Source organism: Synechococcus sp. 8F6 (assembly GCF_002252665.1).
In the GTDB taxonomy this organism is placed as follows: domain Bacteria; phylum Cyanobacteriota; class Cyanobacteriia; order PCC-6307; family Cyanobiaceae; genus Cyanobium_A.
Map to the genome: position 1 here is coordinate 1 of NZ_NQKZ01000023.1, position 24,427 is coordinate 24,427.

Sequence of the window (24,427 nt, forward strand, 5' to 3'; positions counted from 1 at the left end):
ATAGCTCCCGGCTGGCCCGTGATCTCTCCGGCGGCATGGGGGAGGGTGGCGATGGCGGCCGGGCCTATGCCCGCGAAGAGCTGGTGGCCGAGCTGGGAGCGGTGCTGCTCGGTGATCGCCTCGAGATCGGCAGTGCCATGGCCAATCACGCCGCCTATCTGGGCCACTGGGTGGAGCTGCTCCAGGAATCACCGCGGATGCTGCTGCAGGTGCTGGGCGATGCCCGCCGGGCCGCTGATCTGATTTGCCCGGAGAGCAGCGGGGAGTGATCCCCTGGGATTGGCGCGCAGGCCTCGCCATGGTGCGGCTCGCTGAGCTGCCGGATGATCCGCTGATCGAGCGGCAGGCCGAGCAGCCCGAGGCTCCGCTCGATCCCGAGCTAGAAGGCCTGCTGCCCTTCTGAGGGATGGGAGGCTCCGGTCCCTTTTTCTCAGGCCTGGGCTTAGCGCAGCAGAATGGACAGACGGAGTCCACCACCATGCACACGTTTTCAGCAGTGATTGAGCGCTGCCCTGAGACCGGGCTCCTGGTGGGCTACGTCCCAGGGTTCCCGGGGGCTCACAGCCAGGGCGAGACCCTTGATGAGTTGCAGGGCAACCTTGAGGAAGTGATTTCCATGCTCCTCGAGGACGGCGAACCAGCTCTGGAAAGCGATTTCGTGGGTCTGCAGCAAATCTCCGTGCCGGCTTAAACGGTGGGGTCAACTCCTGTTCTTAAGCCGGCAGAGGTGGCAGACATCCTCAACAAGCTGGGGTTTGAGGTCGTTCGCCAGCGCGGTTCCCACCAGCAGTTCCGCGATGCCAAGGGCCGGTGCACAACGGTCCCTGCGCATAAAGGACGCGACATCGCACCGCCGCTCTTGCGCCAGATCGCCAAAGACATCGGCATGTCGGTGGAGGAGTTCCTTCGCTACCGCTGAGCGCCGCATCGGCATCGTGGCCAGGGTCGCCGTCTGCCAGGAAGCTCTCCAGCCGTTGATCAATCAGCTGCCGATTGGCGTCGGTGAGCTCAGCGCCAACCTATTCAGCGGCGATTGAGTCCCACAGGGTCTGGACCAGCTCCAGCCGTTGCGCCAGAGGCAGGGTCAGCAGGTCATTCACCACTGGCCAGGCCGGTAGGGCCGGAGGGCTAAAACACTTCAACAGTGGCGGGGGTGTCAGCTGGGGCCGCCACCAGGCCCGGCAAACACCCACCGCATCCCTCGGCCAGTCCTCACGCCGCGTCAAGGATCAGGCCATGCGCCCCTGCGAGGCGTCCTTGCCCCTGCATTGCGGCCGGCCAGTGGGGGTGGGGTTCTCCGCCGTCCCCAGATGGCTTCCCCGCTTTCCCCCTCCCGCCGCCGGCAGCCAGCTGCAGTCCTCAGCCGCTCTGCCCTCAAGGCCCGCGATGTCCTGGTGCTGGAGCACCAGCCGCTGGCCGATGCCATCGCTTCTGCTACAGCTCGGCGCTTCTTTCCGCTGGTGGAGCGAGAGGATCTGATCCAGGTGGCCCGCGAGGCCCTGCTTCTCTCAGCTCCCAGCTGCCGCGCCGGCGAGCCTGCAGCTCCCTATCTCCGCCGCTGCATCAGCGGGGCCCTGCAGCATCACCTGCGTGATCGGGTCCGCCTGGTGCGGGTGCCCAGGCAGGTTCACGAGGCAGGTGATTGCCCCCTGGGCCACAGCAGCCTGGATGCCAGCTTCGATGGCGAGCCGTGCCTGCTTGATCAGCTGGCCGCCCCAGAGGCCGAGGCACCTGATGGGAATGGCGCCGATGGGCTGGCGCTGGAGCAGCTCGTTGAGCAGCTCCCCGCTGCCCAGGCCGCAGCGCTGCGGCTCACGATCCTTGAGGGCCTGAGCCTCCGAGATGCAGGTCAGAAGCTCGGCATCAGCGCCATGTCAGTGCAAAGGGCTCAGAAAAAGGCCCTTGGGGCCCTGCGTGTGCAGCTCCAGGCCTGAGCTGAGGGGCCTTTGGCCACCCCTGGTGGCCGGAAGGTTCTGGGAACAGGCTCCGCGTTTCCACCCACTCGCTCCCGCTCAGGGATTCCAGCTCTGCGCTGAACAGCCCGGACTTCGGGCCTTGCTCCACCCGTTCACGCCTGCTCAGGGATTCCGCTGCAACCCAAACAGCCCCTGACCTTGATCCTCTGGGTTGTCCACCAGTGGCTTGCTCCGGGCTTCCTCAGTGTGAAGCATTCCTGCGTCATGCCTCGGCTTCGGGAAGTCCCTTCGCTGCGCCAGATGGCGCAGAAAATCATGGCTTCTCTTTCAGCTACCGCTTCACCGTTCTGCCGTCCTGAGGAAGATCCGTTCCTGCTGCTCGAATCCACGCTCCGTTCCATCGAGGTGGTGCTGATGCTGCGGCGCGATCTGCCGCTGCGCCGCACCTGGATCGAGCAGCCCTATGGAGAAGAGGAAATCACCCTCTTAGAAGAAGAGGTGCTGCCCGCCATCCGCCAATGCCTGGCGAGGGTGGATGAGCTCGATGAGCGGCTCCTGGCCCAGCAGGAGCTGCTGCACCGCTGCTCGCTCGAGGTCCAGCGGCACGCTCTGGTCTAGGGCCCAGGGCCCAAAAGCTCAGGCCCTGCCGGGGGCCTAATCCCGGCTTTCTTTCCCCTGTTGACCCGCTGGAGTTAAGGGTCAGCCGTGGTGCACCGCAGGGGAGAGCACGTCCCCGATGGTTCGCCCATGGGCCAGCACCCAGAGTACGTCCTGGGCTGGCAGTGCCGCAGCGTCAAGGCCAAGGCGAGCGCCCTGCAGGCGGCCTTGACCCGGCGGCTGGATGGGCGCGGGAGGGGGCGTTTTTTCTCCTTCCTGCCATGCAAGCCACCGCCACCCTGCTTCGCTCCAGCAACACCAGGCAGCGCAAGCCGGCTCCGGCCGTTCAGCAGCTTGTGCTCTTCACCCTGCCGGCGCCGATCGGCAGCTGCTGGGATCTGATCTGCCCAGAGGAAGCCTGGGAGCAGCCCCTGCGCTGGGCCGTCTAGGACCCAGGCCCCACTGTCTGCCTATGCCCCTCCACCCACTCGCTCCCGCTCGGGGATTCCAGGGCTGCGGGCCTAAACCGTGGTGCTCCAGCTGGCCTGTCTGCAGGCAGCTCAGCTGCCGCCAGCTGCCCATCGATCAGCACCACCGGCTCCATTGGCTGCTGGTGCGTTCTGGTGCTCTAGCCAGGCGTTGTACAGGTCGCTTTTGGTTACCCGATAGCCGAGGCGGCGTGCGGTGTGGAGCAGCTCCTGGCGGCTGCGGCAGTGGCGCAGGGTCTGCTGGAGCTCCTGGTTGTTTTCTGCATCAGCAACCAGCCGCTCCAGATCAGACCAGCTCATCTGCTCAACCCTCTGCTGCAACCAACCTGGCGTGCTCTGGCGCGTGATGCCAGGTTCCATGCGGCACATTGGCGCACATTGCGGCACATGGAAGCCCGTTGGAGAAGCTGCCCTCCAGCAATGCCTCAGCTCGCGGCCTTGAGGGCGGCCACGTCGGCTTTGAGGACTGCCAGCTCGTCAAGGACGGCGGTCAGTCGGCTGTCGACATAGCCCTTGTTGGCCAGATCACTGGTTGCAATCGGCGGGTTGGCTGCCGCCGGACAGGAGCCAAAGGTCACCTGGCCGGTGCTGTTCTCAATCCGCCAGGCCGTGCGAGAAGAGGGCAGCTGGCAGCGAAGAAACGTCCCGTCGTAGTACAGGTAGACGTCCCGGCCATTGAAGGTAGAAACGCTGCCGCTGTTGGCCCAGCGCAGCGGGCCGTTCATCACATCACCGGCCTTGTTGACGTAGGTGGTCGCCATCGCCGCGTTGAGCACGCCGTCGGCCGTCATGGACAATCCGGCACCCACCTTGATGCCGCCCAGCAGCGTGGCAGTCGCCACGGGCAGGGCGTAGAGGGAAGAGGGCACAAACACCCTCCCGTCGCTGCCCAGCCTGGCGCTGTTGCCCGCATCAGCCGACACGGCGCTCGGGCCAGCCGGGCCCTGCAGGTTGCCAGCAAACGACCAGCCCACCGCTCAGCTCAGCGTGTAGACATCACCGCTGTCCTTGTCCAGATAAAGGTCGCCTGGGATCGAGCCGGGGATGTCAGCAGCAGGAGGACCGCTGCCGTTGAACCAGCCCGTGCCGCGCAGGCCCTGAACGCCAGCCGGGCCGTCGATTCCCTGAATGCCCTGGGGGCCGATCTCTCCTTGTAGGCCTCGCGCCCCTTGCGGCCCCTCGATGCCCTGGGGGCCCTGGATCGAGCCGCCATTCACCCAGCTGCTGCTGGCCTCGTCGTAGACCCAGAAGGAGTCATCGGCCTGCACGATCCAGGCATCGCCCTGGGACGCATCACCCGGCAGCTCCGCTTCTGTCGCCACCTGGCCCTTGAAGGTGATTCCCAGACCCGCAGCACCCTGGATGCCCTGCTGACCCTGGGGGCCTTCTGGTCCGGCAAGGCCCTGCTCGCCCTGAATGCCCTGGATGCCATCGGCGCCAGCAGGTCCTGCCGGGCCGTCCACACCCTGCAGACCCTGAATGCCCTGTGGTCCCTTGAGGGAGCCGGGTGCCACCCAAGCCATGGTCAAGCGGGCCAGCAGCCGGTGTGATCTCAGGAGCTATTGCCGATGCACACCGCTCTTATCGACCGTCTCCGCTCTTGCTGCTTACGGCCTGGCCTCGAGCAGCGCAGCGATCTGCTCGCGATCAGCAAAGCCCCAGGCAGCGGCGGCACCGGCCGATGTGGAGACACGCCACACCACCGTCTTGATGTTCCTGCTCAACAAGTTGCGGATCTGGGGCTGAACGCATCCAGCACGGCTTGGTCCACACGTTGGCGAGCCTGCACAACCAAATCAGCCACGTCGCCAGGGTTGGCAGGGTTCCGCTCCCCGGCGATGACGGCCCGGTAGTGATCCGCCACTGACCAGGCCGCGGTGTGGGGGTCGCTGGTGAAGCGGGGAATCAGGTGCAGGTGCAGATGGGGTGCACCCTCTCCGAAGGCGATGGCATACACCCGATCACACCCCGTGAGCTCCTTCACCAGAGCGCTGGCGTGCTGCACGGCCACCCCCCAAGCGGCGGCTTCCTCAGGGTTGAAATCGACCGGCCCACCCAGGTGGCGTGCGCTGTCGAGCAGCAGCCAACCCAGCAGGGGCGACGGATCGGGGTGGTGGCGCAGCACCCAGAGAGCGCCGCGGCCGATTTCGTAGGACGTCTGAGCTGAAACAGAGCCATGGATCTGACAAATCGCACATGTTTCAGCAGCCAAAGTCATGCTGATCAGCGCTTGGGGAGCTCAATCATGGGCGCCAGCACCAAACCATCGGCCCTTGCTGCATGTCCTTGCTGCAAGCCCGTTCTGCGTCAGCTGCCCAGCACGTGAACCGTCAACTGGCGCGCACTGCCCTGGCGACGGTGCTCCCAGAGGTAAACAGCCTGCCAGGTGCCGAGCAGCAGTCGACCGTGCTGGAACGACAAGCTGAGCTGGCTGGTGGTGAGGGCCGTACGGATGTGGGCCGGCATGTCGTCGGCCCCTTCATCGGCGTGGATGTAGGGGCGCAGGTCGCCCAGGCCGCTCACGGGGCGAATGCCCTCCTCCGGCACCAGGGCGCGCAGGTAGGCCGAGAGGTCGCGCAACACCCGCGGATCGGCATTTTCGTTGATCGTGAGGCTGCAGGAGGTGTGCAGACACACCAGGTTGAGCAGGCCGAGCTGCAGGCCACTGGCGGCGATGCTGGCGTTCAGCCGGCCGGTGAGGTCGGTGAAGCCCTCACCCGGGGTGAGCACCTGGAGCGTTTCGAGGCTCTGGCGCAGCATGAAGACATAACCAACAGCGAGCCCTGATTAGCATCGATATGACCCTTCTGCAGCCTTCTGAATGACCGCCAGTCGCGCTCTGCTGTCCCTGTTGGTGGTGCTGCCGGGCCTGGCCCTGATCAGCCCGCCGGCCCAGGCCCAACGCCAGGTGCCCAAAATCGGCAACATCTGTCCGATGGGCTACGTCGACACATTCAATGGCCAGTGCAGCACCCTGGGCTTGATGAATTACACGGTGCAGCCCATCAACGGCCAGGCCTGCCCTTCGGGCTGGATGAATGTGGGTGGTGGCTACTGCCGCAAGAAGTGAACCAGCAAACAGACAACCTCGCAGTCCTCACCGTGCTCTACGACGGTGCCTGCCCGCTGTGCCGGCGGGAGGTGAACGGTCTGCAACGACGCGACCAGGCCCGCCATGGCGACCAGCCTCGGCTCGCCTTCGTTGACATCGACCGAGCCGATTACAACCCCGAGGTCCACGCCGGCATCAGCTACGCCGACGCGATGGGACGCATCCATGCCATCACGGCTGACGGGGAAGTGCTCCGGGATGTGGCGGTGTTCCGGCGCGCCTACGCCCTGGTTGGCCTGGGCTGGCTCTATGCGCCCACCCGCTGGCCACTGGTGCGCCAGCTGGCGGATCTGGCCTATGGCCTCTGGGCTGCAGGTCGGTTGCGCCTCACGGGACGACCCAACCTTGACTCGCTCTGCCGAGCCCGAGGCGGCAACTGCGCCCCACGCTGATGCACCAAAACCTCTGATGCATCAAGACGTCGACCTGGTGGTGATCGGCAGCGGCCTGGGCGGTCTGTGTGCCGGCGCCCTGGCGGCTCGCTACGGCCTCGAGGTGGCCGTGCTGGAAGCCCACACCGTGCCCGGTGGTGCCGCCCATGGTTTCAGCCGCCAGGGGTTTCAATTTGAATCCGGTCCCTCGTTGTGGTCGGGCTTGGGCGGCTGGCCCAGCAGCAATCCCCTGGCCCAGGTGCTGCGGGCCGTGGGTGAATCCGTGCCCGTGGCCACCTATCAAGACTGGGGCCTGCTGCTGCCCGAGGGGCCGTTGCGGGTGGGGGTGGGGCTTGAGCCCTTTCTGGCGGTGGTGCGGGAGCTCCGCGGCGCCAGCGCCTGTGACGAATGGGCCCGCTTCATGCAGGTGCTGGAACCAACCTGCCGGGCCGCGCGAGCCCTGCCCCTGCTCGCCCTGAGGCCAGGCCTGGGCCTGGCCACCACCCTGGGCGGACGGGGAGCTGTGGGGTTGCTGGCCCAGGCCGGCAGGCTGGCCCAACTCGGCGGGGCGTTTGGACCGATCGCCCGGCGCCACTTGCGTGATCCCTTCCTGCTCCATTGGGTGGATCTGCTCTGCTTTCTGATCTCGGGCCTGCCGATGGATCAGACCAGTGCTGCCGCGATGGCCACTCTGTTTGGCGAATGGTTTGAACCCGAGGCCAGCCTCGACTACCCGATCGGTGGTAGTGCCGCCGTGGTGGAGGCCCTGAAGCGGGCGCTGGAGCGCCATGGCGGCGCGCTGCACACGGCGACGCCGGTGCGCAGCATCTGCGTGGAGAACAAACGCGCCGTGGGGGTGCGACTTGGGGATGGCACGGTGCTGCGCGCCCGCAGGGGGGTGATCAGCAATGCCAGCCCCTGGGACACCCTGGCGCTGTTAAACGAGCAGGACTGTCCAGCAGCCTGGCGGCGCAAGCAGGCCAGCACGCCGGCCTGCAACAGCTTTCTGCACTGGCATGTCGGGCTGCGGGGAGACGATCTGCAGCACCTACCCATCCACCATGTCTGGGTGGGTGATTGGCAGCGGGGCATCGGGGCCGAGCGCAACATGATTGTGTTGTCGATGCCGTCGCTGCTGGACCCATCGATGGCACCTGCGGGCCATCAGGTGCTGCATGGCTATACCCCCGCCAACGAACCCTGGCATCTGTGGCAAGACCTCCAACGGGGCAGCCCCGCCTACACGGCCCTCAAACACGAGCGCTGCCAGGTGTTCCACCGGGTGCTGGATCCCCTGATCCCCGACTGGCGGGAGCGGCTGGTGATCGAACTGCAGGGCACACCCCTAACCCACCAGCACTACCTCAGGGTTCACCAAGGCAGCTACGGGCCCGCCTGGCCGGCCAACGCTGGGGCATTTCCCGGTGGCGGCACACCCATCGACAATCTGGTGCTTTGCGGAGCTGGGGTGTTCCCGGGGATCGGAGTTCCACCAGTGGCCGTGAGTGGCGCCCTGGCCGCCCACCGCTTCGTGCAGCCGCGCCAACAGCGGGAGCTGCTGGAGAGCATCGGCATGGGCTAACAGCTCAAAAAGTGCGCCGCAGCTGGGCCGTGGCCAGCTGAAGCTCCCGCAGCAGGAGCGACACGGCCACCATCAGACACACCATGGCCAGCACAAACAGAGGCGCCACCATCAGCGCCAGATCGAGCTGGGCCACCACGCTGATGAACACGATCGCCACCACCAAGGCCACCAGCAACATGGTGACGGAGCCGAACTCAATCGCCTTCATCAGCAGACCCATGCGCCGTTTCTGGCCTTGCAGCTCCTGGCGAAGGTCGCGTCCCATCTCCAGGTCGGAGTCGCGCTCCTGACGCTTCAGCTCCCGGGCCCGGTCGACGAGGCGACCCAGCCGATTGGTGAGCACCATCAGCAAGCCACTCATGCTCGCCAGCAGAAACACCGGCGCCAGGGAGAGCTGGATGGCTCGGGCCAGGTCAGCGGAGGGCATGGCAAGGGCAGCCGAAGGCTTGGCAAAGCTACTCAGCGCAATTCAAACAGCAGCAGATCGGCACGTGTGGTGGTGGCGATGGTGGTGGCGGTGCTGATGGCAGTGATGGCAGCCAGCCCCGCAGCGCCCGCCTCGAACCCCAGACCATCACCGCGACTCAGCTGGGCGGGACAGCCCGGAGCCTCCCCGCCCGCCTCCAGGGCAACGGCGCCATCAATCAGCTGAAGCCAACCGCGGCTGCCGGGGGCCAAGGGAAGCTCAAGGCCCTGGCCGGGCTGGGGCTGGGCCCGCCACAGCCGCACCGGCCGGTGGATGGCCATGGCGCCGCCGGTCTGCTCGGGGTCCAGCAGAAGCGTCCAGCCGCTGCCGATGGCGAAGGGCTTCTGCTCGTAAGCCGGGGCGCTACCGGTGCTGCTGGGCTCGATCCAGATCTGCAGCAAGCGACAGGGCCGATCGCCGCCGTTCATCTCGCTGTGCACCACGCCCGTGCCGGCGCTCATGCGTTGCACCTCGCCGGCGCGCAGCACCTCGGCATGCCCCAGCGAATCGCGGTGGTTGAGCTGGCCCTCCACCATCACCGTGACGATCTCCATGTCGCGGTGGGGGTGCATGCCGAAGCCGGTGCCGGCGGCGATCACGTCATCGTTGATCACCCGCAGGGGGCCGTAGCCCATCCAGGCCGGGTCGACATGGCTGGAGAACGAAAAGCTGTGCCAGCTGTCGAGCCAGTCGCGCTGGCTGTGAAAGCGCTCAGCAGCCGGGCGGAATACGAATCCGCTGCCGCTGGTTGGGGCGCTGGAGCGGGACGTCATGGCTGGGGCCCCAGGGTGGGGTAATCGGTATAGCCAGTGGGGCCGGGGCTGTAGAAGCTGGCGGGATCGGGCGCATTGAGGGGCGCCCCGCGGCGGAAGCGCTCCGGCAGGTCGGGGTTGGCCAGAAAGCTGGTGCCGAAGGCCACCGCGTCCAGGGCGCCGGCAGCGATGGCGGCGTTGGCCTCCGCAGCCGTGTAGCCCATGTTGGCCACCAACACGCCGCGGAAGTGCTGGCGCGCGGGAGTGAGCACATCCCCCTGCTGCTGCCCCAGCAGGTCGCCACGGATCAGGTGCAGGTAGGCCAGGGGTCGATCGTTGAGGCGCTGGGCCAGCCAGGTGAGCAGCCCGATCGGATCGGAATCCGCCATGGCGTTGAAGCCGTTGAGCGGCGAGAGGCGCAGCCCCATCAGCGGCGTTTCCTGGCCCACCACCTGGAGCACCTCCAGCAACAGCCGCGCCCGGTTTGCGATCGAGCCGCCATAGGGGCCGGATCGCTTGTTGCTGCCATTGCGCAAAAAGGAATCGAGCAGGTAGCCGTTGGCGCCGTGGACCTCCACCCCGTCGAAACCGGCGGCGGTGGCGGCGCGGGCCGCCTGGCGGAAGCCCTCAACAATGGCGGGCAGTTCGTCGTCACGCAGCTCACGGGGCACCACATAGGGCTTTTTGCCCTCGGGGGTGTGCACCTCGGCGCCGGTGATGGCGATCGGGCTGGGGCCCACCGGCTGGGCGCCGCCATTCAGCAGCGGGTGGCAGGCGCGACCGCCATGCCAGAGCTGCAGCACGATGCGGCCGCCGGCGCGGTGCACCGCCTCGGTGGTGAGGCGCCAGCCCTCGATCTGGGCCTGGCTGTACACACCGGGCTCATGCCAGAAGGCGGAATTCCCCTCCATCACCATCGTGGCCTCGGCCACGATCAGGCCGGCACTCGCCCGCTGGCCGTAGTACTCCGCCATCAGCGGCCCCGGCCGATGGCCCTCCTCGGCGCGGCAGCGGGTGAGGGGCGCCATCCAGATGCGGTTGGGCAGCTCCAGCGAGCCCAGGCGCAGCGGCGTGAACAGATCGGCCATCGGTGTTGCAAAGCTGGAGCCATCGTGTGCCTGCCGGGCAGATCCGCACAAGACGGCACTTCAAAGCTGGCGATGCAGCGAGCGATTACCAAGGGAAACGCACTCGGGCTTTCAGGCCAGATCCAGGCTCAACTGGGCCACCGAAGCATCTGCGGCTGGGAGGTCGCGCCGGCTGCGCCGAGACGATGCGCGCAGGCCAGAGCGGCGCGAGCCGTGGCGCTGCTGAATCGCATCCGCTGTTGCGGCAAAACCCTGCTCACGCCGCAGGCTCCAGAGTCGATCGCGCGCCGTGGCTGCAGCCGCCACCCAATCGACGATCGGCTCGGGATAGTCGACGCCCAGTCGGCATCCGCTGCGCTCCTGGGTGGCGCCATCCATCCTCCAGGGTTCGTGAAGGTGCACCGCCGGCACGTCCGCCAGCTCCGGCAGCCAACGCCGGATGAACACACCCTCGGGGTCGTGATCGCGCCCTTGCTTGATCGGGTTGTAGATGCGGATGGTGTTGATGCCGGTGGTGCCCGATTGCATCTGGCACTGGCTCCAGTGGATGCCCGGTTCGTAATCCACAAACAGCCGGGCCAGATGCAAGCCGCTCTCGCGCCAAGGCAACCACAGCTGATAGCTGGCCACCGACTGGAGCATCGCCCGCATGCGGAAATTGAGCCAGCCGCTGGCGATCAGGGAGCGCATGCAGGCATCCACAAACGGCAGGCCGGTGCGCCCTTCGGCCCAGGCCGCCAGCCGCGCTTCGTCGCCAGCCCCCTCACCGCTGCGCAGGCCGGCGGTGAGGGGATGGAGCTCGCGAAACTCCAGGCTCGGCTGGCTCTCCAACTTCTGGATGAAGTGGCAGTGCCAGTGCAGCCGCTCGTCAAAGCGCTGCAGGGCACGGCGCCAGGGCACGGCTGTCAGAGCCGCGCGGCGCTGACGGGTGCGCTGCACCACTTCCCGCAGCGACAGCGTTCCCCAACTTAAGTGCGGCGAGAGCCGCGAGCAACTGACCCCGGCCGTGTTGGGACTGGACAAACCGAGCTGGTAGGTGCGGCTGCGCTGCTCCAAAAAGCTCTCCAGCACGGCCAGCCCCTGGGAGCGACCACCGGCCTGACGGTCGGGGCAGGGGTCTGCGGCCATAACCAACGCCTCGGCGGTGGGGATGGGTCCGGGATCGAGGCCAGCCAAGGGTGTCAAGCGCTTAGGGGCGGGGCTGATGGCCTCGGCCATGCGCTGCTCCCAGCGCCGGGCCCAGCCCTGGCGGCTGTTCAACCGGCGCGTCACCCCAAATGGGGGGATCTCTCTCCAGGTGATGGCGTGCTGCCGGGCCCAGGCCGCCACCCGCTGGTCGCGGGCGTAGGTCCAGCCATTGCCCGTTTCCTCATGGCTCCAAAGGCCGGCGATGCCGAACTGACGGCGGGCCCGCTCCAGCACCTGCTCAACGACCCCAACGCGCACGATCAGCGGTTGGCCCAGGCTCGCCAGAGAGGCTCGGAGCTCCCCCAGGCTTTCACGGCAAAACGCCCACTGGCGGGCGGAGCTATCGGGCTGCTGCCAGAGCTCAGGTTCCACCACATAAAGCGGCAGCACGGGACCACAATCAGCCGCCTCCAGCAAGGGCCGGTGATCCACGCAGCGCAGATCCCGCTTGAACCAGACGATATGAAGGGGGCCCATGACGCGCGGGGGGTCAGCGCCGGCCGCTGCGCTGCTTCACCCCCGGCAGCAGCGCTTGGTGCACCTGCCAGAGACAGTTCTGAAACCGCTGACGCCGCGGAGCGGAGGTGGAGAGATGGTCCGAAAAGGCACCGGCGTGGCAGAGGTCAACCAGCAGGCTCACCTCCTCGGAACTGAGGCAGAGCAGGCGTTGGTCGCCGTGACGGGAAACCTTCATCGCGGCGGACTCCGGGTGGCTCAGGGAAGGGGGCGTGAAGCCGCGCTGGGGGCCCCAGCCGAGCTCTTCAATCCGTCGAACAGTTCGCAGAGCAGGGTGGCCATCTCCGGGGGAAGGGAGGAGCCGGATACTGATTCAGCAGCCAGCGCAAACAGAACGCAGGCGTCGACCAGACAGGCAGCTTCAGGCTCCGTCAAGGCAATTAGATGCTCGCCCTGACAATGCGTGATTCGCATAGATCTGCATCCCTAGCGCGTTCAAGCTACATGGAATCGCTGGGGCTGCCGCAGAGCCTGACCGATGCTGCAGGATCTCACCCTCCCCCTCGCACCATGGCGCCAGCGTCGGCTCCGGCCATCGCCCTCACGATTGGGGGCAGTGATTCCGGCGGCGGCGCCGGCATCCAGGCTGACCTCAAAACCTTCACCAGCCTTCAGGTGCATGGCTGCTCGGCCCTCAGCTGCGTCACGGCCCAGAACACCTGCGGTGTTACCCGCGTGGATGCCCTGCCAGCGGAGGCCTTATCGGCCCAGATCGAGGCGGTGCTCAGCGATCTGGCGGTGGACGCCCTCAAGACGGGCATGCTGCTCAACCGCTCGTTGATCGAAGCCACCGCGGCCGCCCTAGCCCCGCTGAGCCTGCCCAGGCTGATTGATCCTGTGATGGTGTCGCGGGCCGGAGCGGTGCTGCTGGAAGCAGAAGCCATCGACGCCTACCGCCAGCTGCTGCTGCCCCTGGCCGATCTGCTCACGCCCAATCTCCACGAGGCCCAGTTGCTCACCGGCAGCACCATCGCAACGGCAGCGGATGTGGAGCGGGCGGCAGGACTGCTGCTGGAGCAAGGCCCCACCGCCGTACTCATCAAGGGTGGTGGACTGCCGGAGTTGCGCGGCCGCGACTACCTGCTCACCGCATCCAGCGAAGGCCGCTGGTTGGTGCATGCCCACGTGCCGACGCCCCACACCCACGGCACGGGCTGCACCCTGGGGGCGGCGATCACCGCCTATCGCGCCCGCGGCCTGGAGCTGAGCGAGGCGGTGCAGGCCGCCAAGGCTTATGTGGAAGGCGGATTGAGGCAGGCTCTGGGGATCGGAGCCGGCCAGGGGCCACTCTGTCACTGGCACGCTGCAACGGCAGAGCGGTCGTTACGGTGAGCCCATGAAGGCTCCCAAACCCCTGTTGCAACGCCTGGCCGCGGTGCCCGGCATGGGATCGGGCCGTCGGCTGGTGCTGCTGCTCTCCCAGCTGGGAGATTTCGACAGCCTGGAATATGCCCAGGCCCTCGTGCCCGTGCTGCCGCGCCTGGCGGAAGCGGGGATCACGATTCTGGCCATCGGCATCGGCGATGGCCCCGGGGCGGATCGTTTCTGCCAGTTCACTGGCTTCCCCCGCGATCGCCTGCTGGTGGATGCGGAACCCCAGCTGCATCAAGCGCTGGGCCTCTATGCCGGTCTGCAGGTTGCTGGCGGCCCATGGCCTGGGCTGCTGCTGATGTGCGCCGGCATCGGCTCACCCGGCACCCTGGCGGAGGTGCTGCGGGGCTACAGCGGCGATCGCTCAGCGCCCCAGCGGCTGGAGAGCCCGCTGTTTGCCCTGGCTGGTGGCGGGGGATTTCAGCGTCCCTTCGAGCTGGCCACGGTGCGGCTGCGCAACATGGTGGAGGTGCTTGGTGCCTGGCGCACCTACGTCCCCCGCGACGACTTCATCACCCAGCGCGGCGGCACCTACCTGCTCGACGGCGACGACACCCTGCTCTACAGCTACCAAGACCGCGGCATTTTGGGGTTCTCCGCCACCATGGCGCGTCCACTGGCGTTCCTCGATCCCTACCTCAACCCTTGAACGTCCCCACGCGGCCATGACCTCCCTTCTGCAGCATTGCGTTCTGGCCATCACCCTGGCCCTGTTCCATTTCGTTGGGCCGGTGCCCGCGGAGCTGGGGGTTCACAACGGAGCGCTGGCGGCCTGCCCCTCACCAGCCCACTGCGCCCGCTCCGACTGGGCCGTAGCCGATCCCGACCTCGCCCTGGCGGCCCTGGTGCCCGTGGTGCAGGCGATGCCCCGCACGGCGGTGGTGGAGCAGAGCAATGGCTACCTGCATGCCACCGCCAGCAGTGCCCTATTCGGCTTTGTCGACGATCTGGAGCTGTATGCCGACAAGGCCCATGGCGTGTTGCAGGCCCGCTCGGTGTCACGCCTCGGCGATTCCGATCTGGGTGTGAACGGCGGCCGGCTCGCCAGCCTTCAACAGGCCCTGGCAGAGGCGACCTAACGCCCGCCGGGATGGCGTTAGCCCCAGGGCTCAGCCCATCCCGGTGCGGCACACCGTGGCCCGCGAGCCCTTCTCCCCCGCTGTAATCGCGATACCGGCCCGGATGCGCTCCTTGAGGCCACCCACATGGCTGATCACTCCGATCATGCGGCCGCCATCGCGCAGGCGATCCAGTTCGTCCATGGCGAGTTGCAGGTTGTCGGGATCGAGCGTGCCGAAGCCCTCGTCGATGAACAGGGCATCAAGATGCACGCCTCCCGCATGGGCCTGCACCGTGTCGGCCACACCAAGGGCAAGGGCCAGGGAGGCCTGAAACGTTTCGCCCCCCGAAAGACTGCTCACCTCCCGCTCTTCGCCGGTGTAGGCATCGAGCACACGCAGCCCCAGGCCGGCATGGCGACCACCCCGGCCGCCTTCATCACTGAGCCGCAGCTGGTAGCGGCCTGAGGTCATCAGCTCCAGCCGCTGGTTGGCATAGCGGCAGATCTCCGCCAGATAGGCCGACAACACCCAGCGCTGCAGGGAGATGAACGGTGCCGCCCGGCCTGTGCAGCGATCCGCCACGGCGCTGAGCAGCCGCGCCCGCTCCTGGCTTGCCTGCAGGGCAACCGCCCCCTGCCGGTGCGCAGCCGCCAGCCGTTCGATCTCGGCCCGCGCCCCCCGGGCTTCGCTGTGCCGCTCCACGGTTGCCGTACGGGTGGCATCAGCAACAGCCACCGCATCCTGGGCCGCAGCGGTGTCGGGCCGCTGCTCCGGCAGCTCGCTCAGATCGGCGGAGGCCAGCACACTGCGTACGGCGATCAGGTCGTTGTCGTAGACGTCGATCCGCTCGACCAGCCGCTGGCGCCAGCTCGGCTCCTGCAAAGCGTTCTGCGCAGCAGCGCCATCGGCAAACGCCGAGCCGGCCAATTCTTTTGCCAGCCGCTCCGCCGCCTGCTGGAGCCGCGCGTCAGCGCTGCTGCTGGCCTGGCAGCAGGCCGCCAAATCCTTCAAGGCCGCCTCCAGGGGCGCAACGCCAAGCAGCGCCACCTGGGGGTCGACCCCGTCCCCCAGCACACTGGCGATCTCAGCACGAATGCTGTCGGCCCGGCGCAGGGCTTCGGCAGCAACCTGGCTCTGCAGGGCCTGCTGCGTGGCAGCCGCCTGGATGGCGACCTGCAGGGACTGCAGCTCCCGCTCGTGACCCACGATCGCCTGCTGCAGGGTGTCGACCTGGGCCGCCAGGGCCTTGGCACCATTGAGGGCCTGCTTGGACTGCTGCGCCCCCCGACGGGCTACCGCCGGATCTGCCGCTGCGGCGCCAGCCTTCTCCTGCAGCGCCTTCAGCTCCCCCTGGGCCGTGGCCACAAGCATCGCCGCTTCGCGTGCCGCCGTCGTGGCCGTGGTCAGGTCGCCTTCCGCCGCACTGATCGCCGCGTCGGCCACGGCATCCTCTAAGGGCTGAGCCGGACTGGGGTGAAGGGTTGCGCCACACACGGGGCAGGGGGCATCGTCCACCAGCCCGCCGGCGAGCTGCGCCGCCATGCCGGCGATCTGGCGGCGGCGCAGCTCCAGCAGCAGGGCATGGGCCTGGTTGAGCTCGCCATCGGCGCGGTTCTGGGCGGCGATGGCCTGGCCATGCCGCGCTTGGGCTGCCGCCATGGCCGCGCTGGCATCGCTTTGCTCTTGGGCCTCCTGGGCAGCCCGCTGCAAGCCATCGAGCCGATCACGGGCTGAGCAAGCCCCCTGGAAGGCCTTACTGGCGGCCTGCCACTGCTGCTGCCACGCCTCCCGTTCGGCGTTGCTGCGGGCCTGGGTTGCTTCTGCGGCGGCTGCCCGTTGGCGGGCCTGCTCTGCGGCGCCCTGGGCCTCAGCGGCCTCCCGGGCCTGGCGCACCAGGGCCGTCAACTCCACCCGGTGCGCCGCCAGGGCAGTGCGGGCGGCATCCAAGGCCTCCAGAGCCGGCAGCGCCCTCAGCTCGAGCTGCAACACCACGGCAGGCAAGGCCTGGGCCGCGTCGCGGGCTCGCATGGCGCCGCCCAGCTGGGCCGCGATGCGTTGTTGCAGCTGGAGGCAGTCCGCCTGCGCCGCCTGCTGCGCCTCCACGCTCGGGCGCAGGGCCTCAGCCTGCTCGGCCAACCGCAGCCGTTGGCGGTAGTCGTCGACCACCGCCCGCTTGCCCTCCAGCTCTACAAGGGTGGCTTGGGCCGCCGCGCGCCGGTCCCAGCGATCGGCCAGCCTGTCCACCTCAGCTTTGGCTGTCTGAGAAGCATTCAGGGCTGCGGTGGCCTGCGCAAGACGTTGGGCCGTACCCGCCACCACCAGGGCGATCTGGTCCTGCAGGCGATCGAGATCAGGAGCGCCAGGCTCAACAAGCGCGGCGGGCTGGTCAGGCACTGCAGGGTGGTCAGGCGCGGCAGAGGGGTCAGGCAGTGGCGGCGAGGCGAATGGGCTCCAAGCCTGGGCAGCCTGGCGAAGCAGCACCTCCTGGGCCCGGGTGCCCTCCGCCAGATCCAGCCGTGCCGCCTTGGCCTGATCCTCCAGCCAGAAGCCCGCCTGCTCAAAGGCCACCGTGTCAAACAGGGTTTTGAGCAGGGCCTCGCGCTCCTCGGCCTTGGCCCGCAACACCTCCGCGAATTGGCCCTGGGGCAGCAGGATCACCTGGCGGAACTGGGCGGCATTGAGACCAACCAGTTGCTCCACCTCGCGGCTCACCTCAGTGGTGCGGCTGACGATCGGCTCGGCGTCTGAACCGTTTAACCGGAACAGCACCGCCTGGGCGGCCTTTTCGGTGAACCCCTCGCCCCGGGTCTTGGGGGCGGTGTAGGCCGGAGAGCGCTCCACCCGGTAGCGGCCACCGCCGCAGGAGAACACCAAACTGACCCGCGGCACCGCCGCTGGATCGGCGTGGTCCGATTTCAACGCCTTGACGTTGCGATCCCCCGACACCTCGCCATACAGGGCATAGCTGAGGGCGTCCAACAGGAAGGTTTTGCCGGCACCGGTGCTGCCGTGGATCAGAAACAGTCCCTCGTCGCTGAGGGCATCGAAGTCGATCTCCGCAGGCTCGGCGTAGGGCCCGAACGCCTCCATCCACAGCTGATGGGGTTTCACCGCTCCAATCCCCGGGTGGAGGCCTCCAGCGCCTGACGCAACAGCTCAGCCTCAGGCGGGACGGCGGGGCGCCCCTGCTGGTCGGCGAAAAACGCCATCGCCAACGCCAGGGGTGAGGTGGCCTGGCGCACCGTCTCGTGGCGCTCCGTGGCGGTGGAGCGCTGCAGCTCCGGGAGCCGGTGCCGCAGCTCCGCCACGTGGGGAAACCGCTGGCGCAACCGGGCCATAGCCTGCAACGGCAGCACCTCGTCGGTGAGGATCACCCGAAGCAAGGCATCAGCAGCAGTGGCGTGTTGGGGATCGCCGCAGAGGGACTCCAACGGCCCCTCGAGGGTGCGCAGCGGACGCCCCACCCCCAGCGGCACGATCTCGACGTTGGCCGTGCCGGCGGCATCGAGCTCAACGATCCGCACCGACTTGGTGTGATGCTGCTCCGAAAACGAATAGGGCAGCGGTGTGCCGGAGTAGGCCACGCGTGGGCCATCGAGCTGCTGGGACCCGTGCAGATGGCCGAGGGCCACGTAGTCAAAGCCGGCAAAACTATCGACGCTGACGCGATCCACATTGCCGATGCTGAGTTGCCGTTCTGATTCAGATGGCTCCCCACCCATCACAAAAGTGTGGGCCACCAGCACCGAGCGGTGCTGCGGCCGGGAGAGCAGATCCCGGCGAATCCCATCGAGGGCCAGGCGTGTCACCTCCTGATGGCTGACCCGGGTGGAACCTGGAGACGACCCAGGCTCAACCGCCTCAGCCAGAGCGAGGAGCGATGCACCATCCACAGCCGGCTCCAGATAGGGCAGCGGGTAAATGGCCACAGGGGCGCCTCCCCGCTTGGGCGTGACCAGCACCGGCTCATGGGCCCGCCGCACATCCCCACGGATGGTCACCCCGAAGGCCGAGAGCAACGGGTCGTAGATCGACACCCGCACATGGGAATCGTGGTTGCCGGCAATCGCCACCACGGCGGCACCGCTGCGGCTCAAGCGGGCCAGGGTGTCGTTGAACAGCAACACCGCCTCTGCTGGCGGGATGGCCCGGTCGTAGATGTCGCCAGCGATCAGCACCGCATCCACCTCCGCCTCGGCGGCCAACTCCACGATGCGATCCAGGGCGGCGGCCTGCTCCTGCAGGAGCGAAGCTCCATGAAATTGCCGTCCTAAGTGCCAGTCAGAGGTGTGGAGAACGCGCATCAGCTCCGCAGGACGGCACGGCTGGCGTGGTGGAGGGTATCCGGCAGGTGGCCGGTTTTCACCCAGATCGTGCAGCCCAGCTCGCTCCAAGGGCGATGGACGCTGCAGGGGGGATTGCGCAACCAACTCCCGGCCGGATAGGTGCCGTGCTCATCCTGAAACACCCCCTTCAGCACAAAGATCTCCTCGCCGCCGCCATGGCGATGGGGCTGAAAGACCGTGCCGGGCGCCCAGCGCACAAGGGCCACATGTTCCGAGCCAAAGGCATGCAACGGCATCACCTCCAAACCGGTCACCAACCCAGGGAGCCAGGCCGCACTGCAGGTGTCGATGGCGAGGCGCTGTTGATCAGCCGAGTGCATCTGGTGCAGCTTCACCAGGAGCGTGCAGCCCTGCTCACTGAACGGCGCATGGCTGGAGCCTGCGGGGTTGCGCAGGTAGGTGCCGGCGGTGTAGTCCCCATGCTCATCTGAGAAGGTGCCATCCAGCACCAAGATCTCCTCGCCACCGCCATGGCTGTAGCGCTCAAACTGGCTGCCAGGGCTGTAGCGCACGATCGACGTAGCCCGGGCCACTTCCCCGCCGAGGCGATCCAACAGGCGCCGCTCCACCCCGGCCATCGGCGAGGGCGTCCAGGCCAGGTTGGGGGTGTGGAGCACCGCGCGCTGGCTGAGGTCGGCGTGGAGGTTCATGGGCGGGTCAGGACGATCGCCGCAGCAGGCGACCCACCTGGGCCGCCCAATCACGGGGGAGGTCGTTGGGGCGCAACTTCAGCTGAAACATCATCCGGGCCAGCGGTGCTCCACCTCGCATCAGGATGGCAGCCACATGCCAGATCACCGCTGCCGCAACGAGCAGCCAGGCCAACAGGTGAAGGCTGTAGACAAAATGATCGAACTGGCCGGTGCGGAGCCAGTTTTCATTCATCAACTTGCCGCTACCCACGGCCAACGCCAACGCCAGCAAGGCCGTGGTGTTAGCCGCCTGGTTAAGGCGGGCCCGGCCCAGGGTGAGGGCATAGAGGCCAAACAGCAGGGCCAGAGGCCAGAGGAAAATCTCGAGCGTGCCGTGGAGATCAATCCAATCGCCGGCCGGCTGCCAGCTCAACCGCCCGAAACGACCGTCGTGGTTGGAGTACACGATCAGTCCGCTCAGCCAGGCCAGGGGCACCAGCAGGGCCATGGCGCCATGCAACAGCCGCAGCAGCGAAGGTTGGTAAGGACGAACCATGCCCATACGCCGAGCCCGGCAGGAGTTCAACAGAGATGCCGATCATGGCGCGGACTTTGCAACAACAAGGCGCCCCAGGGCGGGGGGGGCCAAGCACCTCTGCCTGTACATCCCGTCGTCGCGAAGATCTGGTCGTCGCGCAGCTCCCGCAGCAGCCTCTACAACGAGCTCCAGACCTTGCTGGCGCGATGGGAAGATTGTGGCGGCCGCAAAAGCTCAGAGAGTGTCAGCGATGTTCAACACCTGGATCAGACTCAAAACCTGAGGAGTTGTCGCCACAGAGTTTGAGTGGATGCAGAAAACGAACGGATTCACAGAGGCAGTGAGGCGAGAGTTTCTGTGAGGGATTTTTCACATGGGTCTCCATGGCGTTCATCATCACCGCGACGTCAAGATCGCCTCTTGCAAGACGCCCCTGAACCGTGGCGGCGAAACCAACACAAGCATGGCAGCTAGAAAACCCATATCTTTAGATTGCAGCAACTGCTACATTCCTGTCCTGTCCTGCCTGGGCGTTTCCGCAACGGATAGGGCGGGTTTGCATCGGGGCCCCCTGGGTTAAAGGGCGTGCTGGTGGGCTTGCGGGCGCGCTGGCAACAGCTCGAGACCGGAGTGCGTCGAAGCGCATCTCGTCTCAATCTGCCGCATTTGGAGCCCAGTGCCCTGGCAACGGGCTCATCACAGTAAAGAGGCCCACCTCCGCACTGGATTGAACGCCATGACCAACAAATCCAAAGCGACCGCAAAAGATGCAGAAGGCAAGCTGGAATCAGCCTATGGGGAAATGACTGGCGATATGGGTCACCAGATCAAAGGCAAAGCCAAGCAAGTGCAGAGCTCGGCCATGGGTGCCACAGAAGAGCTGAAAGAGGGTGCAAAGGCCGTCAAAAAGAAGCTCAGCGATACCGCTGATCACGTGTCCGATAAACTGAGCTGATCTACGCCGTTCCTATCATCGTCGTCTTCAGGAATTGCCATCTTCGCAAGTAACCCTTTGCATCAGCCAAGGAATTGTGGCTGTGCTGCTTCTTCCAGGAGCAGCACAAGCTCCTGAGGCGAATTGCGCAATTCCCCTTCAGCACATCGCGTCCAAATCTGGATCAAGTTGCCCCGCGATCACGCCTGAGCCCAGGCAATAGATCAAACCGAGCAGGAATATAATCATCCAAACCAGCTGGCAGCTCGCGAACATGCTACTGACTGACTGCCTGACATTCCCCAAAAGGGGACTGGTCGACCGGACCGTTGCTGGAAGAAGTTGGGAACGGTCCTCCCAGCGCGTCGTGTCCATCCGCACCTCTCGAACGTCCGAAGAGACCTACCAGTCCTACGCCAGCCGTCCCAAGCGGGCTGGGGCCAGCTCCAAACATCGTGGCGTGAGCTTCCGGAAGCAAACCCAGCTCTGGGTCGCCCAGGTGTACTGGAGAGGACGTCGTTACTTCCTGGGGTCGTTCAACACAGAGCGAGAGGCTGCACTTGCGTACAACATCCACGCGCAACGAATCATTGGTGAATTGGCGGTGCTCAACGATCTATCACCAGACGACGGGGCTCGCCAAGAGCAGAGGAATCAAGACCTTGATGACGCCTAAAACCCTGCCCTTGACTGATCTCGGGGCGTCATCAATTGCTGTAGAACCCAGCTAGATCACCGTGCCATCGACAAGCGTGGTGTTCTTCTCAATCACCACGATGCCGTTGCGGATTGTAAAGCCAAGATCATGGCGATCAGCATCCTCGATGCGATCCTTGTTGATCACCTGCACATTGGTGCCTATGCGCACATTCTTATCCAGAATTGCTCTGTTCACCACTGATCCTGCTCCAATCCCAAGAGGAATCCCACCGCGTGAACGCACCTGAACACGCTCAGCCTCCGACTTATACCCATCAGCACCCATCACCAGGGCGTCTTCAAGTACAACTCCCTGCTCAACCCGCAGGCGCAAACCTAGTACGCAATGGTCGATAACACAGCGATCGAGGATGCAGCCTTCGCTGAGAACAGAACGACGAATGTGGGATTGATGGATTTGACTGGGCGGCAAATAACGTAAACGGGTATAGATCGGGGCGCGCTCGTCGTAAAAGCTGAACGCAGGCTGCTCATCCGTCAAAGCGAGATTCGCATCAAAGAAGGATTGAATCGTGCCAATGTCTTCCCAGTAACCATCAAAGAGGTAGCTCTGCAGCATGAGGCCGCTCTCCAGCGCTGCCGGAATGACCTCCTGGCCAAAGTCCGTTGCTTGCTGGTGCGTGGACAGAAGACTGAACAGTGTGTCTCGCTCAAAGACATAAATGCCCATCGAGGCCAGAAATGGGCGACGCTCTGCCTCGCTGGCGGACAACCCCAGGGCCTGGGTGTCCACCCGCATGGCTTCGAGCGCTGCACCCCTGGGCTTTTCACGGAACTCCTTGATTCGTCCGGATGCGTCCGTGCGCATCAAGCCAAACCCTTCGGCCGCCGATCCATCAACAGGTAGAGCGCCAACCGTCAGCGCCGCCCCACTTGCCCGATGGGCTGCGACAAAGGCTGCGTAATCCATCCGATAGAGCTGGTCACCCGAGAGGATCAACACCTGATCCACGTCCCAGGCTTCGAAGAGTTCGCGGTACTGACGGACAGCATCAGCAGTACCCTTGAACCAGTTTGGACTGTCGGGGGTCTGCTGGGCCGCCAGTACCTCCACAAAACCGCCGCCAAAGCCGGAAGAGAGGTTGTAAGTCAGGCTGAGGTGGCGGTTGAGTGACTGACTATTGAACTGGGTCAGCGCGTAAATCTTGTTGATCCCAGAGTTAATGCAGTTGCTGATTGGAATATCAATCAGGCGGTACTTACCGCCAAGTGGCACTGCAGGTTTCGCGCGAGTCAGGGTGAGGGGTTGCAGGCGCGTGCCCGCACCACCCCCGAGAATGATCGCCAGTACGCGCTTCAAGAGTTGAGCTCTCTTTTGAGAAGGAAATAGAGATGCTCGGGATTCTTATACTGCCGTGGCAAGCACTGATGCAGGCATTCCAATCGATGCCAGCAAACACTCCGTCGAATCTGCTGAATCGTTTTTTCTTCTAATACCAATATACGCATAGCCTTGCAATAGAGCGCGTAATTAGCTTCAAGCTCACCGATCGTGAGAGCGGTTGTGAAAGTTGCTTGGCTCATTGCAGCAACGCTTTGGGCGAGCTGAATAATCGCTTGGCTACCTGGTCGTGCGCTGCCCCCAGATGGGGGTAATTGGGTGACAGGATCTGCAAGCGATCGTGGATCCAGAGCAGACTGAAGCCTCTTGACTGCGCCTGGACCAATCAAGGCGGTCACGCCAGCGCTTCCCAAAGGTTGCGCCTTGCCGAAATGAAGTCGAGCTAAGGGCGGCTCAGTCGTCGTAGACGCGGCAGTTGACGTCGGAAGGATTGAGGTCACAGAACACTTCAAACGGCGAAGGAGCCTCAGCTTCTTCAGGATGACGCTGCTGGAATTCCTCAAGCTCTTTGATCTGCTGCTCGATCTTCCGCGCAGTGGATTTTTCGTCCTTGGCGAGGGCTTCTGCCAGGGCGTTGCGATAGGTCTGGAGCTGGTCTCCAATGGTGGCCATGGAACATGCCCCGATAGGGCCCGGATCGGCAGCGCGAATTTAGCCCTATTGCCTCACCAACGGCGTCAAACGTGAACCGGTGAAAGGAGACGGCATTCCTCCAATGTCCCTCCGGCGCAGTGGATTGTGCATCAATCCACAGAACGATGAACAACCATGAAATCCAGGTATTTCTACTCACTTTTTGCAGTTGGCTTCGCCTATGGCGGTCGTTCCTCCAAGGTGGTGGCGTTCTGGGAATCCCTTCCATGGCTGATGCTCCCTATCTCGTGGCCCTGGCTCTGGTTGAGATTGCAGGCAAGAGAGCCTTGCCACTCACCGGTAAATCCCAGCCAGCAGCGGCAGCTGAAGCTTCTGACCCAGGTGACAGTGGTCACACCCTGGCCTTGGAGCTGCTCCTGCGCCTCTGGCAGCGAAGCGACGACGGGGCTCTGCAACGGGCTGCTGGAGAGCAGAGCCTGCTGTTGCTCGAGCTGCCCTTGGACGTGATGAGCGAACAACTGCCCCTACTCAAGGCGAAATGGATCTCTGGTGGCGAAACCGAAGCCTTGCTTGGCAGCCTTCGCAACCTGGTGATCAGGGGCTGGCGAATCTCCATTGCCAAGTACGAACCGGTCAGCTTCATCGCCTGGAGCTGATCCATCGGGTAGCGCCCCTCCGAGTGGTGTAACTCAGGAGGTCCTGTGACCCTTTCCGGAGGGTGAACAGGAGCAGTCAAGAGATGACTGCTTGGAAGCTGATTGCGCAGCTCCATTCATTCACTATGAACCCTGATCGCTGAATTGGCAACTC

General features: G+C 65.5%; 33 protein-coding genes. 15 read left to right on the top strand and 18 right to left on the bottom strand.

All coding sequences use genetic code 11. From position 1 onward, the window contains the following. The 3 genes from CJZ78_RS12240 to CJZ78_RS12250 all read left to right on the top strand — a co-directional run. Positions 1–269, top strand: a 269-nt coding sequence (locus tag CJZ78_RS12240; protein ID WP_255373988.1) for a zincin-like metallopeptidase domain-containing protein, incomplete at its 5' end; no start/stop codon positions are given. A 209-nt stretch (positions 270–478) separates the two neighbouring features. Further along, positions 479–691: a type II toxin-antitoxin system HicB family antitoxin gene (locus CJZ78_RS12245; RefSeq protein WP_094561627.1), complete on the top strand. Its 213-nt coding sequence runs from the start codon at positions 479–481 to the stop codon at positions 689–691. Positions 692–727: 36 nt separating this feature from the next. Further along, positions 728–919, top strand: a complete 192-nt coding sequence (locus tag CJZ78_RS12250) for a type II toxin-antitoxin system HicA family toxin (protein ID WP_233128778.1) — start codon at positions 728–730, stop codon at positions 917–919. Between the two features lie 100 nt (positions 920–1,019). On the opposite strand, the gene CJZ78_RS13820 is transcribed toward CJZ78_RS12250, so the two are convergent. Continuing rightward, complete coding sequence (locus tag CJZ78_RS13820; protein WP_143592921.1) at positions 1,020–1,226, bottom strand: addiction module protein; 207 nt, start codon at positions 1,224–1,226, stop codon at positions 1,020–1,022. 84 nt (positions 1,227–1,310) lie between these two features. Here CJZ78_RS13820 and CJZ78_RS12255 point away from each other — a divergent pair, with 84 nt between their 5' ends. From CJZ78_RS12255 to CJZ78_RS14085, 3 genes are all read left to right on the top strand, one after another. Beyond that, complete coding sequence (locus CJZ78_RS12255) at positions 1,311–1,934, top strand: sigma-70 family RNA polymerase sigma factor (protein WP_094561628.1); 624 nt, start codon at positions 1,311–1,313, stop codon at positions 1,932–1,934. 297 nt (positions 1,935–2,231) lie between these two features. Beyond that, positions 2,232–2,534 (top strand): hypothetical protein, encoded by a 303-nt coding sequence (locus CJZ78_RS12260; RefSeq protein ID WP_094561629.1) that lies wholly within the window; start codon positions 2,232–2,234, stop codon positions 2,532–2,534. Positions 2,535–2,794: 260 nt separating this feature from the next. After that, positions 2,795–2,962: a hypothetical protein gene (locus CJZ78_RS14085; protein ID WP_158217079.1), complete on the top strand. Its 168-nt coding sequence runs from the start codon at positions 2,795–2,797 to the stop codon at positions 2,960–2,962. A gap of 111 nt (positions 2,963–3,073) precedes the next feature. On the opposite strand, the gene CJZ78_RS12265 is transcribed toward CJZ78_RS14085, so the two are convergent. The 5 genes from CJZ78_RS12265 to CJZ78_RS12285 all read right to left on the bottom strand — a co-directional run bounded on the left by CJZ78_RS12265 (position 3,074) and on the right by CJZ78_RS12285 (position 5,761). After that, positions 3,074–3,301, bottom strand: a complete 228-nt coding sequence (locus tag CJZ78_RS12265) for a Nif11-like leader peptide family natural product precursor (protein WP_094561630.1) — start codon at positions 3,299–3,301, stop codon at positions 3,074–3,076. 125 nt (positions 3,302–3,426) lie between these two features. Beyond that, positions 3,427–3,975 carry a hypothetical protein gene (locus CJZ78_RS12270; protein WP_094561603.1) on the bottom strand — a complete coding sequence of 183 codons (549 nt, stop codon included), beginning with the start codon at positions 3,973–3,975 and terminating at the stop codon, positions 3,427–3,429. Positions 3,976–3,978: 3 nt separating this feature from the next. After that, positions 3,979–4,524: a hypothetical protein gene (locus tag CJZ78_RS12275; RefSeq protein ID WP_094561604.1), complete on the bottom strand. Its 546-nt coding sequence runs from the start codon at positions 4,522–4,524 to the stop codon at positions 3,979–3,981. A 197-nt stretch (positions 4,525–4,721) separates the two neighbouring features. Next, on the bottom strand, positions 4,722–5,219 hold the full coding sequence (locus CJZ78_RS12280) for an HIT family protein (protein WP_094561605.1): 498 nt from the start codon (positions 5,217–5,219) through the stop codon (positions 4,722–4,724). Between the two features lie 89 nt (positions 5,220–5,308). Further along, positions 5,309–5,761, bottom strand: a complete 453-nt coding sequence (locus CJZ78_RS12285; RefSeq protein ID WP_094561606.1) for a secondary thiamine-phosphate synthase enzyme YjbQ — start codon at positions 5,759–5,761, stop codon at positions 5,309–5,311. Positions 5,762–5,822: 61 nt separating this feature from the next. Between CJZ78_RS12285 and CJZ78_RS12290 the strand changes: the two genes are divergently transcribed. Genes CJZ78_RS12290 through CJZ78_RS12300 form a run of 3 tightly spaced genes read left to right on the top strand, consistent with a single transcriptional unit; the run spans position 5,823 to position 8,066 of the window. Then, positions 5,823–6,071, top strand: a complete 249-nt coding sequence (locus CJZ78_RS12290; RefSeq protein WP_094561607.1) for a hypothetical protein — start codon at positions 5,823–5,825, stop codon at positions 6,069–6,071. Next, positions 6,068–6,505 carry a thiol-disulfide oxidoreductase DCC family protein gene (locus tag CJZ78_RS12295; RefSeq protein ID WP_094561608.1) on the top strand — a complete coding sequence of 146 codons (438 nt, stop codon included), beginning with the start codon at positions 6,068–6,070 and terminating at the stop codon, positions 6,503–6,505. Before CJZ78_RS12290 ends, CJZ78_RS12295 begins: the two co-directional genes overlap by 4 nt. 16 nt (positions 6,506–6,521) lie before the next feature. Further along, positions 6,522–8,066 carry an NAD(P)/FAD-dependent oxidoreductase gene (locus CJZ78_RS12300; protein ID WP_094561609.1) on the top strand — a complete coding sequence of 515 codons (1,545 nt, stop codon included), beginning with the start codon at positions 6,522–6,524 and terminating at the stop codon, positions 8,064–8,066. A gap of 4 nt (positions 8,067–8,070) precedes the next feature. Here CJZ78_RS12300 and CJZ78_RS12305 read toward each other — a convergent pair whose 3' ends face one another. The 5 genes from CJZ78_RS12305 to CJZ78_RS12325 all read right to left on the bottom strand — a co-directional run bounded on the left by CJZ78_RS12305 (position 8,071) and on the right by CJZ78_RS12325 (position 12,257). Further along, a complete protein-coding gene (locus CJZ78_RS12305) occupies positions 8,071–8,496 on the bottom strand; it encodes a DUF2721 domain-containing protein (protein ID WP_094561610.1) in 426 nt (141 codons plus the stop codon). A 32-nt stretch (positions 8,497–8,528) separates the two neighbouring features. Further along, complete coding sequence (locus tag CJZ78_RS12310; RefSeq protein WP_094561611.1) at positions 8,529–9,308, bottom strand: pirin-like bicupin family protein; 780 nt, start codon at positions 9,306–9,308, stop codon at positions 8,529–8,531. Then, complete coding sequence (locus CJZ78_RS12315) at positions 9,305–10,375, bottom strand: alkene reductase (RefSeq protein WP_094561612.1); 1,071 nt, start codon at positions 10,373–10,375, stop codon at positions 9,305–9,307. Before CJZ78_RS12315 ends, CJZ78_RS12310 begins: the two co-directional genes overlap by 4 nt. 111 nt (positions 10,376–10,486) lie before the next feature. Next, positions 10,487–12,040, bottom strand: coding sequence for a deoxyribodipyrimidine photo-lyase (locus CJZ78_RS12320; protein WP_094561613.1), 1,554 nt, complete (start codon positions 12,038–12,040; stop codon positions 10,487–10,489). A gap of 13 nt (positions 12,041–12,053) precedes the next feature. Beyond that, on the bottom strand, positions 12,054–12,257 hold the full coding sequence (locus tag CJZ78_RS12325) for a hypothetical protein (RefSeq protein WP_094561614.1): 204 nt from the start codon (positions 12,255–12,257) through the stop codon (positions 12,054–12,056). Positions 12,258–12,589: 332 nt separating this feature from the next. Between CJZ78_RS12325 and thiD the strand changes: the two genes are divergently transcribed. Genes thiD through CJZ78_RS12345 form a run of 3 tightly spaced genes read left to right on the top strand, consistent with a single transcriptional unit; the run spans position 12,590 to position 14,529 of the window. Beyond that, positions 12,590–13,411: a bifunctional hydroxymethylpyrimidine kinase/phosphomethylpyrimidine kinase gene (gene thiD, locus CJZ78_RS12335; protein WP_094561616.1), complete on the top strand. Its 822-nt coding sequence runs from the start codon at positions 12,590–12,592 to the stop codon at positions 13,409–13,411. A gap of 4 nt (positions 13,412–13,415) precedes the next feature. Further along, on the top strand, positions 13,416–14,099 hold the full coding sequence (locus CJZ78_RS12340; protein ID WP_094561617.1) for a peroxiredoxin-like family protein: 684 nt from the start codon (positions 13,416–13,418) through the stop codon (positions 14,097–14,099). A 16-nt stretch (positions 14,100–14,115) separates the two neighbouring features. Then, entirely contained in the window at positions 14,116–14,529 is a 414-nt protein-coding gene (locus CJZ78_RS12345; protein ID WP_094561618.1) for a DUF1499 domain-containing protein, read from the top strand. A 30-nt stretch (positions 14,530–14,559) separates the two neighbouring features. On the opposite strand, the gene CJZ78_RS12350 is transcribed toward CJZ78_RS12345, so the two are convergent. The 4 genes from CJZ78_RS12350 to CJZ78_RS12365 are packed head-to-tail and all read right to left on the bottom strand — an operon-like array spanning position 14,560 to position 20,051. After that, positions 14,560–17,622 carry an AAA family ATPase gene (locus CJZ78_RS12350; RefSeq protein ID WP_094561619.1) on the bottom strand — a complete coding sequence of 1,021 codons (3,063 nt, stop codon included), beginning with the start codon at positions 17,620–17,622 and terminating at the stop codon, positions 14,560–14,562. Then, a complete protein-coding gene (locus CJZ78_RS12355; protein ID WP_094561620.1) occupies positions 17,619–18,815 on the bottom strand; it encodes an exonuclease SbcCD subunit D in 1,197 nt (398 codons plus the stop codon). Before CJZ78_RS12355 ends, CJZ78_RS12350 begins: the two co-directional genes overlap by 4 nt. Further along, positions 18,815–19,507, bottom strand: coding sequence for a cupin domain-containing protein (locus CJZ78_RS12360; protein ID WP_094561621.1), 693 nt, complete (start codon positions 19,505–19,507; stop codon positions 18,815–18,817). The genes CJZ78_RS12355 and CJZ78_RS12360 overlap by 1 nt, the downstream gene beginning before the upstream one ends. Positions 19,508–19,514: 7 nt before the next feature. Then, the gene (locus tag CJZ78_RS12365; protein ID WP_198953904.1) at positions 19,515–20,051 is read right to left on the bottom strand and encodes a cytochrome B; all 537 of its coding nucleotides are present in this window, start codon (positions 20,049–20,051) and stop codon (positions 19,515–19,517) included. A 712-nt stretch (positions 20,052–20,763) separates the two neighbouring features. Between CJZ78_RS12365 and CJZ78_RS12370 the strand changes: the two genes are divergently transcribed. Together CJZ78_RS12370 and CJZ78_RS14855 are read left to right on the top strand one after the other, a co-directional pair. Continuing rightward, positions 20,764–20,982: a CsbD family protein gene (locus CJZ78_RS12370; protein ID WP_094561632.1), complete on the top strand. Its 219-nt coding sequence runs from the start codon at positions 20,764–20,766 to the stop codon at positions 20,980–20,982. A gap of 253 nt (positions 20,983–21,235) precedes the next feature. Continuing rightward, entirely contained in the window at positions 21,236–21,637 is a 402-nt protein-coding gene (locus CJZ78_RS14855; protein WP_094561622.1) for an AP2 domain-containing protein, read from the top strand. A 51-nt stretch (positions 21,638–21,688) separates the two neighbouring features. Here the strand turns inward: CJZ78_RS14855 and CJZ78_RS12380 are convergent, their stop codons facing one another. Genes CJZ78_RS12380 through CJZ78_RS12390 form a run of 3 tightly spaced genes read right to left on the bottom strand, consistent with a single transcriptional unit; the run spans position 21,689 to position 23,635 of the window. Beyond that, positions 21,689–22,981, bottom strand: coding sequence for a glucose-1-phosphate adenylyltransferase (locus CJZ78_RS12380; RefSeq protein ID WP_094561623.1), 1,293 nt, complete (start codon positions 22,979–22,981; stop codon positions 21,689–21,691). Beyond that, entirely contained in the window at positions 22,978–23,361 is a 384-nt protein-coding gene (locus CJZ78_RS14860) for a DUF3136 domain-containing protein (protein ID WP_369802067.1), read from the bottom strand. The genes CJZ78_RS12380 and CJZ78_RS14860 overlap by 4 nt, the downstream gene beginning before the upstream one ends. A 55-nt stretch (positions 23,362–23,416) precedes the next feature. After that, on the bottom strand, positions 23,417–23,635 hold the full coding sequence (locus tag CJZ78_RS12390) for a CP12 domain-containing protein (protein WP_094561625.1): 219 nt from the start codon (positions 23,633–23,635) through the stop codon (positions 23,417–23,419). 248 nt (positions 23,636–23,883) lie between these two features. On the opposite strand from CJZ78_RS12390, the gene CJZ78_RS12395 reads away from it, so the two are divergent. Further along, the gene (locus CJZ78_RS12395; RefSeq protein WP_094561626.1) at positions 23,884–24,273 is read left to right on the top strand and encodes a hypothetical protein; all 390 of its coding nucleotides are present in this window, start codon (positions 23,884–23,886) and stop codon (positions 24,271–24,273) included. The last annotated feature ends 154 nt before the right edge of the window (positions 24,274–24,427 follow it).

Bases quoted from the DNA above. Each gene is read 5' to 3' on its own strand.
- CJZ78_RS12245 (WP_094561627.1), top strand. From the start codon at position 479: ATGCACACGTTTTCAGCAGTGATTGAGCGCTGCCCTGAGACCGGGCTC.
- CJZ78_RS12255 (WP_094561628.1), top strand. From the start codon at position 1,311: ATGGCTTCCCCGCTTTCCCCCTCCCGCCGCCGGCAGCCAGCTGCAGTC.
- CJZ78_RS12260 (WP_094561629.1), top strand. From the start codon at position 2,232: ATGGCTTCTCTTTCAGCTACCGCTTCACCGTTCTGCCGTCCTGAGGAA.
- CJZ78_RS14085 (WP_158217079.1), top strand. From the start codon at position 2,795: ATGCAAGCCACCGCCACCCTGCTTCGCTCCAGCAACACCAGGCAGCGC.
- CJZ78_RS12265 (WP_094561630.1), bottom strand. From the start codon at position 3,301: ATGAGCTGGTCTGATCTGGAGCGGCTGGTTGCTGATGCAGAAAACAAC.
- CJZ78_RS12275 (WP_094561604.1), bottom strand. From the start codon at position 4,524: ATGGCTTGGGTGGCACCCGGCTCCCTCAAGGGACCACAGGGCATTCAG.
- CJZ78_RS12280 (WP_094561605.1), bottom strand. From the start codon at position 5,219: ATGACTTTGGCTGCTGAAACATGTGCGATTTGTCAGATCCATGGCTCT.
- CJZ78_RS12285 (WP_094561606.1), bottom strand. From the start codon at position 5,761: ATGCTGCGCCAGAGCCTCGAAACGCTCCAGGTGCTCACCCCGGGTGAG.
- CJZ78_RS12290 (WP_094561607.1), top strand. From the start codon at position 5,823: ATGACCGCCAGTCGCGCTCTGCTGTCCCTGTTGGTGGTGCTGCCGGGC.
- CJZ78_RS12300 (WP_094561609.1), top strand. From the start codon at position 6,522: ATGCATCAAGACGTCGACCTGGTGGTGATCGGCAGCGGCCTGGGCGGT.
- CJZ78_RS12305 (WP_094561610.1), bottom strand. From the start codon at position 8,496: ATGCCCTCCGCTGACCTGGCCCGAGCCATCCAGCTCTCCCTGGCGCCG.
- CJZ78_RS12310 (WP_094561611.1), bottom strand. From the start codon at position 9,308: ATGACGTCCCGCTCCAGCGCCCCAACCAGCGGCAGCGGATTCGTATTC.
- CJZ78_RS12315 (WP_094561612.1), bottom strand. From the start codon at position 10,375: ATGGCCGATCTGTTCACGCCGCTGCGCCTGGGCTCGCTGGAGCTGCCC.
- CJZ78_RS12320 (WP_094561613.1), bottom strand. From the start codon at position 12,040: ATGGGCCCCCTTCATATCGTCTGGTTCAAGCGGGATCTGCGCTGCGTG.
- CJZ78_RS12325 (WP_094561614.1), bottom strand. From the start codon at position 12,257: ATGAAGGTTTCCCGTCACGGCGACCAACGCCTGCTCTGCCTCAGTTCC.
- thiD (WP_094561616.1), top strand. From the start codon at position 12,590: ATGGCGCCAGCGTCGGCTCCGGCCATCGCCCTCACGATTGGGGGCAGT.
- CJZ78_RS12340 (WP_094561617.1), top strand. From the start codon at position 13,416: ATGAAGGCTCCCAAACCCCTGTTGCAACGCCTGGCCGCGGTGCCCGGC.
- CJZ78_RS12345 (WP_094561618.1), top strand. From the start codon at position 14,116: ATGACCTCCCTTCTGCAGCATTGCGTTCTGGCCATCACCCTGGCCCTG.
- CJZ78_RS12355 (WP_094561620.1), bottom strand. From the start codon at position 18,815: ATGCGCGTTCTCCACACCTCTGACTGGCACTTAGGACGGCAATTTCAT.
- CJZ78_RS12360 (WP_094561621.1), bottom strand. From the start codon at position 19,507: ATGAACCTCCACGCCGACCTCAGCCAGCGCGCGGTGCTCCACACCCCC.
- CJZ78_RS12365 (WP_198953904.1), bottom strand. From the start codon at position 20,051: ATGGGCATGGTTCGTCCTTACCAACCTTCGCTGCTGCGGCTGTTGCAT.
- CJZ78_RS12370 (WP_094561632.1), top strand. From the start codon at position 20,764: ATGACCAACAAATCCAAAGCGACCGCAAAAGATGCAGAAGGCAAGCTG.
- CJZ78_RS14855 (WP_094561622.1), top strand. From the start codon at position 21,236: ATGCTACTGACTGACTGCCTGACATTCCCCAAAAGGGGACTGGTCGAC.
- CJZ78_RS12390 (WP_094561625.1), bottom strand. From the start codon at position 23,635: ATGGCCACCATTGGAGACCAGCTCCAGACCTATCGCAACGCCCTGGCA.
- CJZ78_RS12395 (WP_094561626.1), top strand. From the start codon at position 23,884: ATGGCTGATGCTCCCTATCTCGTGGCCCTGGCTCTGGTTGAGATTGCA.